Annotated in this window: 10 protein-coding genes; 3 read left to right on the top strand and 7 right to left on the bottom strand. The window is 70.6% G+C overall.

The features are described 5' to 3' along the window. The first annotated feature begins 9 nt into the window (after window positions 1–9). A complete protein-coding gene (locus tag ACN27G_RS21225) occupies window positions 10–1155 on the top strand; it encodes a glycosyltransferase family 2 protein (RefSeq protein ID WP_421494519.1) in 1146 nt (381 codons plus the stop codon). 17 nt (window positions 1156–1172) lie between these two features. After that, a complete protein-coding gene (locus tag ACN27G_RS21220) occupies window positions 1173–3431 on the top strand; it encodes a hypothetical protein (RefSeq protein ID WP_421494518.1) in 2259 nt (752 codons plus the stop codon). 27 nt (window positions 3432–3458) lie between these two features. On the opposite strand, the gene ACN27G_RS21215 is transcribed toward ACN27G_RS21220, so the two are convergent. Together ACN27G_RS21215 and ACN27G_RS21210 are read right to left on the bottom strand one after the other, a co-directional pair. Further along, window positions 3459–4739, bottom strand: coding sequence for a D-arabinono-1,4-lactone oxidase (locus tag ACN27G_RS21215; RefSeq protein WP_421494517.1), 1281 nt, complete (start codon window positions 4737–4739; stop codon window positions 3459–3461). Window positions 4740–4964: 225 nt separating this feature from the next. Continuing rightward, a complete protein-coding gene (locus tag ACN27G_RS21210) occupies window positions 4965–5483 on the bottom strand; it encodes an RICIN domain-containing protein (RefSeq protein ID WP_421494516.1) in 519 nt (172 codons plus the stop codon). Between the two features lie 411 nt (window positions 5484–5894). On the opposite strand from ACN27G_RS21210, the gene ACN27G_RS21205 reads away from it, so the two are divergent. Next, the gene (locus ACN27G_RS21205; RefSeq protein ID WP_421494515.1) at window positions 5895–9464 is read left to right on the top strand and encodes a hypothetical protein; all 3570 of its coding nucleotides are present in this window, start codon (window positions 5895–5897) and stop codon (window positions 9462–9464) included. Between the two features lie 54 nt (window positions 9465–9518). On the opposite strand, the gene ACN27G_RS21200 is transcribed toward ACN27G_RS21205, so the two are convergent. The 5 genes from ACN27G_RS21200 to ACN27G_RS21180 form a co-directional block, all read right to left on the bottom strand. Continuing rightward, window positions 9519–10235 (bottom strand): class I SAM-dependent methyltransferase, encoded by a 717-nt coding sequence (locus ACN27G_RS21200; protein WP_421494514.1) that lies wholly within the window; start codon window positions 10233–10235, stop codon window positions 9519–9521. A 152-nt stretch (window positions 10236–10387) separates the two neighbouring features. Next, a complete protein-coding gene (fabF, locus tag ACN27G_RS21195; RefSeq protein ID WP_421494513.1) occupies window positions 10388–11614 on the bottom strand; it encodes a beta-ketoacyl-ACP synthase II in 1227 nt (408 codons plus the stop codon). A gap of 2 nt (window positions 11615–11616) precedes the next feature. After that, entirely contained in the window at window positions 11617–11856 is a 240-nt protein-coding gene (locus ACN27G_RS21190) for an acyl carrier protein (RefSeq protein WP_107261778.1), read from the bottom strand. 170 nt (window positions 11857–12026) lie between these two features. Further along, window positions 12027–12956, bottom strand: a complete 930-nt coding sequence (locus tag ACN27G_RS21185) for a beta-ketoacyl-ACP synthase III (protein ID WP_421497410.1) — start codon at window positions 12954–12956, stop codon at window positions 12027–12029. Between the two features lie 52 nt (window positions 12957–13008). Then, a complete protein-coding gene (locus tag ACN27G_RS21180) occupies window positions 13009–14184 on the bottom strand; it encodes an acyltransferase domain-containing protein (protein WP_421494512.1) in 1176 nt (391 codons plus the stop codon). Between the last annotated feature and the right edge of the window lie 26 nt (window positions 14185–14210).

The raw sequence follows: 14210 nt of genomic DNA, 5'->3' as shown, positions 1-14210 counted from the left end.
GTACGGGCTGTGACGAGCCGGGAACCGACCCTCTCCGTCGTCGTACCGATCTACAACGAGGAAAGCGTCCTGCCGTTACTTGTCGAACGGCTCCGGCCGGTGCTCGACGGGCTCGGCGAGCCGTACGAGGTGGTCGCCGTCGACGACGGCAGCACCGACGCGACCCCGGTGGTGCTGGCCGGGATGCGGCGCGGCTGGCCGGAACTGCGGATCATCCGGCTGCGCCGCAACAGCGGCCACCAGGCGGCGCTGATCGCCGGCCTGTTCCGGGCCCGGGGCGGCTACGTCGCCAGCATCGACGCCGACCTCCAGGATCCGCCGGAGACACTTGTCGAGATGCTGCGACTGGCCCGCGACGGGTCCCTGGACATCGTCTACGGGATACGCGCCGACCGCTCCACCGACACCAGGTTCAAGCGGTCGACGGCGGGCATCTACTACCGGCTGGTGCGCCGGCTGGTCGGCAAGACCGTGCCGGCCCAGGCGGGTGACTTCCGGCTGCTCAGCCGGGCGACCGTCGAGGCCCTGCGGGAACTGCCCGAACGCCGCCCGGTGCTCCGGCTGGTCGTGCCGTGGCTGGGCTTTCCCAGCGGCGAGGTGAGCTACGTCCGCGAGCCGCGGGCGGCCGGCACCAGCAAGTACCCGCTGTCCCGGATGTTCCGGCTCGCCACCGACAGCATCACCAGCTTCTCCGCCGCACCGTTGCGGGTGGCGACCTGGCTCGGCGCCACCGGCATGCTGCTCTGCGGCCTCATGGTGGTCTTCGCGATCGTCGCCTACTTCCTGGACTCCACCGCCACCGGTTGGGCCTCGCTCTACGTCGCGGTGCTCTTCCTCGGCGCCGTCCAGTTGCTCTGCCTCGGGCTGCTCGGCGAGTACATCGCCCGGATCTACGCGGCGGTGCAGGGCCGGCCCAGCTACTTCGTCGGCTCCGACACACTGCAGGTCGGCCCGGACGAGATCGAGGGTGGCCCGGACGAGGTCGAGGGTGGCCCGCGCCCGGCCGGGTCCGGGCTGGAGGCGGCCAGTTCCGGGCCGGGCGCGGTGGAGGCGGTCGAGGAGCCGGCCCAGGGAGCCGTGGTGGCCACCACCGCGCCGGTCGCCCGCAACGGCTCCGAGCCGAGGACCCGCCGGACGCGAGACCGGGCGAGGTGACCGCCACCGTACCGGGGGTGGCGGGGTCCGCCGCCCCGGCCGCGCCCCCACCGCCCGCCGCGCTGCTGCGCTGGGCGCCGCTGCTGGTCGGAACCGGCTACGTCGCCGTGGTGCTGATGGCCGCCGACACCGCCCCGACCGACCTCGCCCGCTACGCGGGCTACCTGCTGCTGGCACTGGTCCTGCCGGGCACCCTGGTCTACCGGGCGCTGCGGCGCCGGCCGCACACCCTGGTCGAGGACGTGGCGATGGGCGCCGCCGTCGGGCTGGTGCTGGAACTGCCCGCCTGGGCGCTCTACGCCTGGCTCGGTCTCGCCAACTGGCTCTGGACCTGGCCGGCCGCGATCGTCGGGCTCTTCCTGGCCGTGCCCGGGCTGCGTCGGCACTGGCTGGTCCGGGACTACCGGCCCGCTCCCGTCGGCTGGTCGTGGTCGGTGGCCGGTGCGGTGGCGTTCTTCACCACCTACCTCTCCAGCACCTTCCTGGAACGCAACCCGATCCTGCCGACATCCGAGGGCACCCGGCAGTACCTGGACCTCGCCTACCAACTCTCGCTGGCCGGCGAGGCGAAGCACCAGTTTCCGATCCACCTTCCCCAGGTCGCCGCCGAACGGCTCGACTACCACTGGTTCGGCTACGCGCACATGGCCGCGACCAGCCTGATCGGCGGGATCGACCTGCCGGTGGTGGCGCTGCGGCTCACCATCCCGGCGCTCTGCGCCGCCGCGATCGTGCTCACCGCCGTGCTGGGCTGGCGGGTCAGCGGCCGGCCGTGGGTCGGCGCGATCGCCGCCGTGCTCTTCTTCGTGATCGGCGAGACCAACTTCACCGACCCGGTGACCATGCCGTTCGGCACCCAGGCGTCGTTCGTGATCTGGCACGGCATGTCGATGATCTACAGCTGGGTGCTGCTGATCGCACTGATCGCCGTACTCGCCGACGTGGTGGACCGGCGCGCGGACCGGCCGGTCGCCCCGATCGGTCGCGGAGCGTTCGTCCTCGCCCCGCTGCTGATGCTCGCCTCCAGCGGGGCCAAGGCCAGCTCGCTGCCGGTGGTCGGGCTGGCGCTGGCGTTCACCGCGGTCGCGCTGCTGATCGCCACCCGGCGGATCCCGTGGGCGGTGGTCGCGGTGGGCGCCGCCACCGCCGCCGCCCAGCTCTTCGCCACCGCCGTGCTCTACCGCTTCAAGGCGTACGGCGTCGCGGTCGATCCGCTGGCCAGCAGCCTGGAGCCGTACTGGACGCCACCGCCGGACGACTGGCCCGGCCCCGTGGTGGTGCTGGCCGTCGTCGCCGTTTTCCTGGTGAACATGCAGCTCCGGGTCGTGGGGATCGGCCCGCTGCTCTGGCTGCGCCGGGGGCGGCTGGAACCCGTGCAGTGGTTCCTGCTCGGCGGCGCCCTGGCCGGCCTGGCGTTCTACCTGGCGCTCTATCAACCGGGCAGCGGCAACCAGTACTTCATCCGGGCCGGTTTCCCCTTCGCGGTCGTCCTCTCCGCCTGGGGCTACGTGCTGCTCGCCGAGCGTGCCAGGCTGACGCGGCGCGCCACGGCCGTGCTCGGGGCCGGCGCGCTCGCCCTCGCCGGCACGCTGGTCGCCGTCCAGTTCCGGTACGCCGGCCCGGCCACCGGCGAGATCATGTTCGACTGGCTGCGCCCGCTGCTCTGGTGGTCGGCCGGGCTCGCCGTGCTGGCGCTGCTTGCCGCAGGGCTCTGGCGGCCGGCCACCTCGGGCGTCGCCACGCTCCGGGGCCGGGGCGCGATCGTCCTGCTCACCGCCGTGCTGGTGGTCGGGGCACCGGGGCTGCTGATGGACATGCGCAAGTCGGAACGCTCGCCAAACGGCGGCGCGTACGCCAACATCCCGCTGCCGAAGTCGCGGATCGAGGCCGCCCGGTGGGCCCGGGACCACAGCGACCCCGACGACGTGCTGGCGACCAACGTGCACTGCCTGGCGGTGGTGAACGGCTGGTGCGACGCCCGCTCGTTCTGGCTCAGCGCGTACGCCGAGCGCCGGGTGCTGGTCGAGGGGTGGGGCTTCGCGCCGCGGGTGGCATCGTCGGGCTCGTACACGCCGTTCTGGGACCAGGACCTGCTGCGCCGCAACGACGCGGCGTTCACCGAGCCGACCGGGGCCGGGCTCCGCGAGCTGCGGGACCGGCACGACGTGCGGTGGCTGGTGGTGGACCGGTCGGTGGGGGAGGAGTCGCCGGCACTGGGCCGGCTCGCCCGGCTCCGTTTCGACAACGGCCGGATGGCCGTCTACGAGCTGTCCTGAGGCGGCTGGCGGCAGGCCCTGGCCGACCTAACCGGTGGCCGGAAAACAGCGGTCCAGCATCTCGTTGCGGAACGTGCCGGCCGGGTCGTACCGGCGGATCAGCTTGGCGAAGTCGGCGTACCGGTCGTAACTGTCGCGGAGCTGCTCGGGCGGGGTGACGAAGAGCTTGCCCCAGTGCGGGCGGGGCGCGAACGGCGCGAGCCGCTGCTCGACCGCCGCCACCACCGGCAGCACCGCCTCGGTCTCCTTGACCCAGGTGAAGTGCAGCGCCGCGCTGTCCCGCCGGTAGCAGGGGCTCAGCCACAGCTCGTCGGCGGCGATCGTGCGGATCTCCGAGATCTGCAGCACGGGGGCGATCCGGTCGGCGATCCCGTCCAGTGCCGCGAGCGCGTCGACCAGACGCTCGCGCGGCACGAAGAACTCCGACTGGAGCTCCTCGCCGCTGCTCGGGGTGAACTCCAGCCGGAAGTGCGGCAGCCGGGCATGCCACGGCCCCGGCACGCCGAGCTGCTCGGTGCAGTGCACCGCTGACATGCCCGGCACCGGATGCCGGGGCTCGGCGGCAGGGGTGGCACCGTACCAGTGCGGCTCGGCGCCGCTGTGCCGATGTGGCTCGCCGTCGGGGTCGACCCGGCGTTTCACCCAGACCTGGTTGATCCGGGGGCCGGTCCAGTCGGTGAAGAGGCTGACGCTGTAGCCGGCATCCAGGATCTCGGCCGGATGCGCGTCGAGCTGGTCGCGGGGCAGGTCGTCGTAGACGTACTGGGCGATATCGAAGGCCGGAACGAGATCGAGGGTGAGCCGGGTGACCACGCCGAGCGCGCCGAGCCCGACCACGGCGCCGAGGAAGTCCCCACCGTCGGCCCGGCGCAGGGCCACCAGGTCACCGTCGGCGGTGACCAGCTCCAGCCCGGCGACGGCGGTGGAGAGGCTGCCGTTGCCGGGCCCGGAGCCGTGGGTGCCGGTGGCGCAGGCGCCGGCGACCGAGATGTGCGGCAGCGAGCCGAGGTTGTGCAGGGCGAAGCCGGCCCGGTGCAGGGGAGCGACCAGCTCGCCGTAGCGGGTCGCCGCCGAGACCGTGACGGTGGCCGAGGCGGAGTCGATCTCGACCGTCGGCGGCAGGTCGGCGAGCGATACGAGGTCACCGGTGGTGTCGGCGATCCGGTTGAACGAGTGGCCGGTGCCGAGGGCCCGGATCCGGTCGCTACCGGCAACCAGCGACCGCAGCTCCGGCACGGAGCGGGGCCGGAGCAGCCGCCGCGCCCGGAAGTCGATGTTGCCGGCCCAGTTGACCAGTCGTCCGGTCATGCACAACCTTCGGGGGTGGTTGAGTGGAGAACCCGTTTGCTCAGGCTGGGTCGTCCGAGTTGTCTTGTGCACCATATCGCCTCATCTCCGGTGAGACGGTGAGTGACGGGCAGCACTGCCGCCCGTGGGGTGGTGCCGGTCAGGTCTGCCCGACCGGCACCACACGGACCTTCGGCAACTCAGGCCCTGGCGTTCGTCAACCCGCTCCGTCCCGGAGGCATCTGGTCAGTACCAGCGGCGCGACGGATGGGTGTCGCAGTTGTACTGGACGACGGGGGCGTTGTTCGCAGTGCTTCCTCCGTCGATAGTGAGACACTTCCCGCTGTTGAGGTTCCTGATCTGGACCGAACTCGTGGTCGCGTTCACGGCGGTCCAGTAACGTGCCCGATGAGTGTCGCAGGTGTATTGGACGGCAGGAGCGATGTTTGCGGTGCTTCCGCCGTCAATAGTCAGACAACGCCCGCTGTTGACGTTGACAATTCTGAAATTACCTGTGAGCGATCCATCGATGAGCCAGAGTCGTGAGGGATGCCCGTCGCAGTTGTACTGGACGGCCCGAGCGAGATTTGCGGTGCTGCCTCCGGCAATGGTCAGACACTTGTTGCTGTTCAAATTGGTGAAAGTGACGACTTCGTCAGCCACGGACGTGCCGACGCCGTTCGCGCTCGCCGGTGCTGGCGTGCCCAGTACGGCGAGCGTGGCTGCGGCCAGAACGGCAAGTATTACCTTGATGTGACGGGTCACTGGGGTTCTCCTTGGGTTGGAGTGAAGGGGTCCGCTTGCGATTCCCGTACCGCTCTTAGGGGCGAGCGTCAAGGGCATAACGGACAAATGGTTGATGTCGGTCCGTTGGCTTCGGTGGCGAGCGGAGAGTTTCCCGTACGGTTCCCTTCTGCTGGCCAGGGCGACGGCTCTCGATGGCTGCCGGCTCCTGTGTTGTCTGAACTACCTGTTGTGTATAGTCGAGATGGGATTGTCCAGCTCCGATTTCTTGTGCTGGACAAACAACTCCGTGGGGGAGGCGTGGGACGACCTGAGCGCAGGATCGATCCGGACCGGGGTCCGCTCCAGCGGTTTGCCTCGGAGCTTCGCGAATTGAGAGAGGCAGCGGGGCGGCCGAGTTACCGTGAGTTGTCCAGACGGGCACACTTCTCTGTGACCGCCCTGTCCGAGGCAGCCGGGGGGCGGGTGACGCCGAGCCTTGCCGTCCTGCTGGCCTATGTGAAGGCGTGTGGGGGTGATCCGCAGGAATGGGAAGCGCGATGGCGAAAGCTGGCGTCAGACCTGGCGCCACCGACACGCATGCTCGAGGACGAGGACTCGAGGGCGCCCTATCGAGGTCTCTCGACCTTTGAATCAAGCGATGCAAAATGGTTTTTCGGTCGTGATCGGCTGATTCACGATTTGTCTGAAAGGGTGGCAGGGTGGCCGTTTCTTGCAGTGTTTGCGCCTTCCGGTTCCGGCAAGTCGTCCTTGCTGCGGGCGGGTCTGATCCCCGGACTTACCGGAGGATCCGCTCAGGAAGGGAGCGGGTGGCTGGTTGTCCTGATTACCCCCGGTGAGCGGCCCGTCGACGAATTAGCAATTCATCTTGCTAATCTCAATAAAATCGCGGCGGGGCCGGTATCTGACGCCCTTCGCGGTGACCCTGCCAGCGTCGGCCTCACGATTCGCCAGGTGCTTGCCGCCAGAGTTGATGCGGACCGGTTGTTGGTCGTGGTCGATCAGTTCGAGGAGCTGTTCACGCTCTGTAGAGACGAGCGCCTCCGGTCAACCTTTGTGAGCATTCTTTTGGCCGCTTCCGCCGAGTCGGGAACGCGAGTCGTACTCGGGATTCGGGCAGACTTCTACGCTCAGTGTGCGACCTTTCCTGAGCTGGTGACTGCGTTGCGGGATCGCCAAATTCTGGTAGGCGTGATGGATGAGACCGATCTCCGGCGAGTGATTAGCGGGCCCGCCGAGCGCGCGGGATTGGCGGTCGAGCCGGCGCTTGTCGAACTCGCGGCCAGCGACGCCCGTGGCCAGCCCGGAGCATTACCACTCCTGTCTCATGCGCTGCGCGAGACGTGGCGGCGGCGGCAAGGCAAGGCGCTCACGCTGGCGGCTTACCTGGAAGCCGGGGGTGTGCAGGGTGCGATCGCGCAGACGGCTGAGCGGCTGTATGGCGAGTTCGGAGAAGGCGACCGACAACTGGTCAGGGATATTTTTCTTCGTTTGACCGTGTTCGGTGAAGGTACCGAGGACACGCGACGTCGTGTCGCGCCGGCCGAACTACTGGGCGGACCCGATGGTCAGGCCGTGGCGTCCGTACTCGAACGGCTGACGGCGGAACGATTGATCACACGGGACGAGGAAAGTGTCACGGTCGCCCACGAGGCGCTCATCCGAGGTTGGCCGCGCTTGCGCGGTTGGCTGAACGACGATCGGGACAGGCTACGGGCACACCGGCGGTTGACGGAAGCCGCCATCGATTGGAACGAGCACGATCGAGAGGAAAGCCTGCTCTATCGGGGTACGCGTCTTGCCTTATGGGAGCACTATGCGCCGGACCGGCTCAACGGCCTGGAACGGGATTTCCTTGCCGCCAGCAGGAGGCTCGCGACGCGCGAGCAGATGGTGAGTCGGCGGCGGAGCCGTCGTGCGTTGATCGGGCTTGGGGTGACTGTAGCCGTGGTGAGTGTACTGGCAGCGATGGCGCTTGTTCAGGCGGATCGAGCTGATGGCAAGCGCATGCTGGCGTTGTCCCGTCAGTTGACGGTAGAGGCACGTAGCCAACTCGAGCTTGATCCGAAGGCGGCGTTGTCGCTGGCCCGGCAGGCGATGCTTGCCGAACCAACCAGGGAGGCGGAGATGGTGCTGCGTCAGGCTGTCGCCGATTACCGGGCGCGCGCAGTCATACCGGTCCCCGGCGGTCGGGCGCTGGGGGTGGCATTCAGCCCAGATGGCCAACGGTTGGCGGGCACTGGAGCCGATGGGGTGGTGCTGATCTGGACGTGGTCGGGCGACGGTGTGTCCGTTAGCGACCCGTTGACGCTGCGAGGTCATCACGGCGAGGCGTGGAGCCCCACGTTCAGTCCTGACGGCGGGCGGCTGGCGACCGCGGGTTTCGACGGGACGGTGCGGATCTGGGAGGTGCACGGTGGCGGTGCGCCTCTGGTGTTGCGAGGGCATACCGGAGCGGTGTGGAGTGTGGACTTCGGTCCAGACGGACAACAGGTGGCGAGCGTCGGCGACGACGGGACGGTGCGGATCTGGGACGTGAAGGGCAGGAAGGCTCCGGTGGTGCTCCGGGGACATCGTGGCACCGCGGTTGGCGTTGCGTTCAGCCCGGACGGCCGACGAGTGGCGAGCAGCGGTCACGACCACACCGTGCGGATATGGGACCTGGTCGGCGGTGGGGAGCCGGTCGTACTGCGCGGTCATGAGGACGCGACGAAGACTCTCTCCTTCAGCCCGGATGGAGAATCCTTGGCCAGTACGAGCATTGACGGCACCGCGCGGGTGTGGGACGCAAGCGGCAGCGGGACGCCTCTAGTGCTCCGCAGGCACCAGGGCACTCTGGAAGGGCTTGCCTACAGCCCTGACGGCTGGTGGATAGCCACCACGAGTGACGACACGACGGTCCGGGTCTGGAGCCGAACGGGCGACGGGGAACCGCTCGTGTTAAGAGGACACAAGGGCACCGTATTCTCCGTATCGTTCAGCTCGGACGGATCCCGGCTGGCCAGTGCGGGGGAAGACGGCACGATCCGGATCTGGGATCCGCGAGGCGCAGGCGAGCCGGTCATGCTGCGGGGCCATGACGGTGCGGCCTGGACGGCGGCATTCAGCCCGTCCGGAAAGAAGGTTTTCAGCGGCGGTGCGGACCGTGCCCTGCGGGTCTGGGACCTGGCTGATCATACCGGACCGCTTGTGCTGCCCGGTCACGAAGACGAAATCCTGGGACTCGGGGTCGGTCCTGGCGACCGACTTGTCGCTACCGCCAGCCGGGATGGAACTGTACGGGTCTGGGACTGGGCTGGCGCTGGAACGTCGTCCGAATTGCGCGGTCATGAAGGACCGGTCTGGGTGGCGGCGTTCAGCCCAGATGGCCGACAGGTAGCCACTGCCGGCAAAGACGGCACCCTGCGCGTGTGGCGCACCACCGGCGACGGCACACCACTGGTCCGCCGTGCCGATGCTGATCAGATCCGATATGTAGCATTCAGTCCGGATGGAACCCGGCTGGTGACTGGGGGCTCGGACGGGACCGTGCGGATCTGGGACACCACGGGCGTTGCCGAACCGCTCGTGCTTGATGGGCATGAGGGACTCGTCTGGTCTGTAGCGTTCAGTCCGGACGGGCGTACCGTGGCGAGCGCCGGCAAGGATGGAACGGTGCGAATCTGGCCGATCAGCGGAGGTGACGGGCCGCTGATTCTGCGCGGACATCAGAGCTTTGTGTGGCACGTGACGTTCAGTCCTGACGGGAACTGGGTGGCTAGCGCCGGACAGGACGGTACAGTGCGAATTTGGCCGGCCGATTCCGCCAGCTCGGGCGTCACATTCCGCGGATTTGGCGCCTCTGTGGAGACCGTTGCGTTCAGTCCCGACAGCCAGAGACTGGTCACAGCACATGGGGACGGCACCGTACGTGTCTGGCGCTGTGAGGTCTGTGGCCCGGTCGACCACCTCCTCGAGATGGCGGGCTCCTTCGCCAATCCGTCTGCGGTACCAACTCGATGAGGGAGCACACGGCGGCGCAACCGGCACGCCTCACCGAAGACCGGGGCCCCGGTATCAGTCGACGCTGGGACGGTGCGCCCGGAGCATCAACGACACGCCGGGCAGCCGCCCGACCGGCAGGTAGCGCTCGGCCGTGATCACCGCACGCAGGCCGAGGTTCACCACCCCGGGCAGGTCGTCGAGGTCGCTGCCGGTGGAGCGGCGCCGCCGCCACGCCGCGACCGGGCGCAGCAGGACGTTCCAGCTCCACAGCTCGTCGACCACCAGGCCGGCCTTGGCGAAGACGGCGGGCAGGGACTGCCGGTCGTACCGGCGGACGTGCCCGACCGCCACGTCGTGCGCCGACCACAACCGCATGTCACACGGTACGGCGATCAGCGCGGTGCCGCCGGGGCGGAGGACCCGCCGGATCTCCGCCACCGCCAGGTGGTCCTCCTCGATGTGCTCCAGGATGTCGAAGGCGACGACCAGGTCGAGGCCGGCGGAGCCGAAGGGGAGGTGCCGGGCGTCGGCCCGGATGGTGGCCAGGCCGCGCTCGCCCGCGATCCGGGCGCCCTCCTGGCTGTATTCCAGGGCCACCGGCTGCCAGCCGTGCGCCCGGAGCACGCGGGTGTTGCCGCCACCGGCGGCGCCGATGTCGAGGGCTCGCCCGGCCGGCCGCCCGCCGGCGGCGAGCCGGCGCAGCGCCCGGGCCAGCAGGGCGCGCCGCTCGCGGTACCACCAGTGGGTGTCCTCGAGCGCGGCGAGTTTGTGGATCTCCGTTGCTTCCACCTCTGCTCCTCCGCAGTCCGAGGGACCCTACCCCACGAGATCACCGCGCCGTCAGGGCATCACGCTCCTCCGGCCCAGGGCGAGACGTCGGGTCAGACCCGGCGAGGACGGTCAGAGCCGAGGTGGAGTTGGTCAGACCCGGGTGAAGGCGGTCAGACCCGGGCGAAGACGAGGACCGCGTTGTGGCCGCCGAAGCCGAAACCGTTGTTCAGCGCCGCCGGAATCTCCATGTGCCGGGGCTTGTGCGCGGCGACGTCCAGGTCGAGGGCGTCGTCCGGGTCGTCGAGGTTGACCGTCGGCGGGATGACGCCGTCCCGGATGGCCAGGATGGTGGCGATCGACTCCAGCGCGCCGGCCGCGCCCAGCAGGTGCCCGGTCATCGACTTGGTCGCGGTCAGCACCGGGTGGGTGCCGAGCGCCGTGCGCAGCGCGACGACCTCCGCCAGGTCACCGACCGGGGTCGAGGTGGCGTGCGCGTTGACGTGCACGATCTCCGCGCGGTCGATCCCGGCGTCGGCGATCGCCATGTTGATCGCCCGGATCACGCCACGCCCCTCGGGGTGCGGCTGCACGATGTCGTACCCGTCGGAGGTGAGCGCGGCGCCGGCCAGCCGGGCATACACCCGGGCGCCGCGCGCGGCGGCGTGGTCGGCGCGCTCCAGGACGACGGCGCCGGCGCCCTCGCCGAGGACGAAGCCGTCCCGGGCCTTGTCCCACGGCCGGGAGGCGCGCTCCGGGTCGTCGTTGCGGGTCGACATCGCCCGCATCGAGGCGAAGCCGGCGATCGGCAGCGGGTGGACGACCGCCTCGGTGCCGCCGGCCAGCACCACGTCGGCGCGGCCGGAGCGGATCATGTCGAGCCCGAGGGCGATCGCCTCGGCCCCGGTGGCGCAGGCGCTGGCCACGGAGTGGACCCCGGCCTGGGCGCCGAGTTCCAGCCCGATCCAGGCGGCCGGTCCGTTCGGCATCAGCATCGGGACCGTGTGCGGGGAGACCCGCCGCGGCCCCGACGCCTCCAGGATGTCGTCCTGGGCGAGCAGCGTCTGCGCGCCGCCGATGCCGGAGCCGACGCTCACCGCCAGCCGCTCCGGCTCCGGCGGGGCATCCGCCAGGCCGGCGTCGGCCCAGGCCTCGTGCGCGGCGATCAGCGCGATCGCCTCCGACCGGTCCAGCCGGCGCAGCTTGACCCGGTCCAGCTTCTCGGTCGGCTCGACCGCGAGCTGGGCGGCGATGCGTACGGGCAGTTGACCGGCCCACTCCTGGGTGAGCGGACCCACCCCGGAGCGGCCGGCCAGCATGGCTTCCCAGGTCGACGCGACGTCCCCGCCGAGCGGGGTCGTCGCGCCGAGCCCGGTGACGACGACGTCGGGACGACTCATGATCAGGACTGTGCCTCGATGTAGGCGACGGCGTCGCCGACGGTCTTGAGGTTCTGCACGTCGTTGTCCGGGATCTTCACGCCGAACTTCTCCTCGGCGGCCACCACGACCTCGACCATGGAGAGCGAGTCGACGTCGAGGTCGTCGGTGAACGACTTCTCCTCGGCGACGTCGTCCGGGCTCACCCCGGCGACCTCTTCGAGGATCTCGGCGAGGCCGGCGGTGATCTCGTCACGGGTCATTGCGGTTGTTTCCTCTCCATGGATGGATGTGCGGGCCGGATGGCTCCGCCGTCACCGGTCGGCGTTCGACCGTTCCGTGGTGGTGGGGTGGTGCGGCCGGTTCGGCGGGTACGACCCTCCCGGTGTCCCGGCGCCTCCCGGACGGGCGTGCCGGGTGGCCGGGGCAGCGGTCAGGGGCACCGGACGACCTGGCCGGCGTAGGTGAGGCCGCCGCCGAAGCCGAAGAGCAGCACGGGGGCGCCGGACGGCACCTCCCGGCGCTCGACCAGCTTGGACAGGGCCAGTGGCACGCTCGCCGCCGAGGTGTTGCCGGACTCGACGATGTCCTTGGCGATCACCGCCTGCGGCATGTCGAGCCGCTTGGCGATCCCCTCGATGATCCGCAGGTTGGCCTGGTGGGGCACGAAGGCGGCGATCTCCGACGGGGCGACCCCGGCCCGCTCGCAGGCCTGCAGCGCCAGCGGGGCGAGCGCGGTGGTGGCCCACCGGAAGACCGACTGCCCCTCCTGCTGGATGTACGGGCGCCAGCCCTCGATGCGGACCGCCTCGCTGCGCTCCGGGACCGAGCCCCAGACCACCGGCCCGATGCCGCCCGGCTCGTCGTCGCCGGTGGCGGTGACCACGGCCGCCCCGGCGGCGTCACCGAAGAGGATGCAGGTCGACCGGTCGGTCCAGTCGGTGAAGTCGGAGAGCTTCTCCGCGCCGATCACGATGGCGTTGCGGGCGGCGCCGGCCCGCAGGGCGTGGTCGACGGTGCCGAGCGCGTACGAGAAGCCGGAGCAGGCGGTGTTGACGTCGAAGGCGCCGGGGGCGTCGATGCCGAGCTTCGCGGCGACCCGGCAGGCGGTGTTCGGGCTGCGGTCCACGGCCGAGCAGGTGGCCACCACGACCAGGTCGATGTCGGAGGCGGCGAGCCCCGAGTTGGCCAGCGCCTTGTCGGCCGCCGCGGCGGCCATGTCGGCGACGGTCTCGGTGTCGGCGATGCGCCGGGTGACGATGCCGACCCGCTCCCGGATCCAGGTGTCGTTGGTGTCCACGATCTGGGCGAGGTCGTCGTTGGTGACCACCCGCGACGGCTGGTAGTGACCCAGGGCGATCATCCTGCTCACCGGACCACCGCCCCGCGGTGGTCCGGGGTTTCCCGGGAACCGGTCATGAGAGTTGTCCTCCGATGCGGGCGAGGGGCTGGCCCGGGGCTACCGGGTCGTCGTGCTGGGCGAGCCATTCGGTGAGTACGCCGGAGCCGCGCGCGGTGACCTCGACGGCGCCCTTCCGGGTGACGACATGGCCGATGACCTGTCCGGCCGCCACGACGGTGCCCTCGGCCAGCTCCCCGCGGGGAGCGAAGGTGCCGGCGCCGCCGGCCACCACCACCCGGAACCGCGTCGCGGGTGCCGGCCGGGCGGGACCGCCGTGCCGGGCGATCAGGTCACGTGCGGCGGCCAGGTCGTCAGGGGTGTTCAGGGTGACGATTTCCGGTACGGCCCCGCTGCCCTTCAGCTCGCGCTTGATCAGCCCGGCCAGGGTGCCGGCCGGCGGCAGCTCGATCACGGCGGTCACGCCGAGGCCGGCCAGGCCGCGCACGCAGAGGTCCCAACGGACCGGGGCGGTGACCTGGCGGATCAGGCGTTGCAGCATCTCCCGCCCGTGGTCGACGGCGGCGCCGTCGGCGTTGGAGAGCAGGATCCGGCTCGGGTCGGCCGGGACGATGCCGGCCGCGACGGCGGTGAGGGCCCGCTCGGCCGGTGCCATGTAGGGGGTGTGGAACGCCCCGGCGACCTGGAGGGTGATCACCTTGGTGCCGGCCGGCCGGTCCGCGGCGAACTTGGCCAGCCGGTCGAGCGCGCCGGCCACCACGATCTGGCCGGCGCCGTTGAGGTTGGCCGGGTGCAGTTCGTGTGCCTCGACCGCCGCCAGCACCTCGTCACGGTCGCCGCCCATCACCGCCGACATCCCGGTCGGTTCGAGCGCGCAGGCGGCGGCCATCTCCCGGCCACGTACGCCGGCCAGGGTGACCGCCGTCTCCGGGGCCACTACGCCGGCCAGCGCCACCGCGGCCAGTTCGCCGACGCTGTGTCCGGCGGTGGCGGTCACGTCGTACATCGGCAGGTGCTCGGCGGCGAGCAGGGCGGCGGCGACCAGCAGCGGCTGGGTCCGCGCGGTGTCCCGGATCTCGTCGGCGTCACCCTCGGTGCCGAGCCGGACGAGGTCGAGGCCGGCCAGCGCCGACCACCAGCGCAGCCGCGCCCCGGCGCCGGGCAGGTCGAGCCACGGGGTCAGGAAGCCGGGCTTCTGGGCGCCCTGGCCCGGAGAGAGTACAGCGAGCACGCCTACGACTCTCCTGGATCATCGGG

Origin of the sequence: Plantactinospora sp. WMMB334, from assembly GCF_049179095.1 — a bacterium.
Classification (GTDB): Bacteria; Actinomycetota; Actinomycetes; order Mycobacteriales; family Micromonosporaceae; genus Plantactinospora.
Note: the sequence above shows the minus strand (reverse complement) of the source record. Positions and strands in the feature narration are given on the sequence as shown.

Bases quoted from the DNA above. Each gene is read 5' to 3' on its own strand.
- fabF (WP_421494513.1), bottom strand. From the start codon at position 11,614: ATGAGTCGTCCCGACGTCGTCGTCACCGGGCTCGGCGCGACGACCCCG.
- ACN27G_RS21215 (WP_421494517.1), bottom strand. From the start codon at position 4,739: ATGACCGGACGACTGGTCAACTGGGCCGGCAACATCGACTTCCGGGCG.
- ACN27G_RS21185 (WP_421497410.1), bottom strand. From the start codon at position 12,956: ATGATCGCCCTGGGTCACTACCAGCCGTCGCGGGTGGTCACCAACGAC.
- ACN27G_RS21190 (WP_107261778.1), bottom strand. From the start codon at position 11,856: ATGACCCGTGACGAGATCACCGCCGGCCTCGCCGAGATCCTCGAAGAG.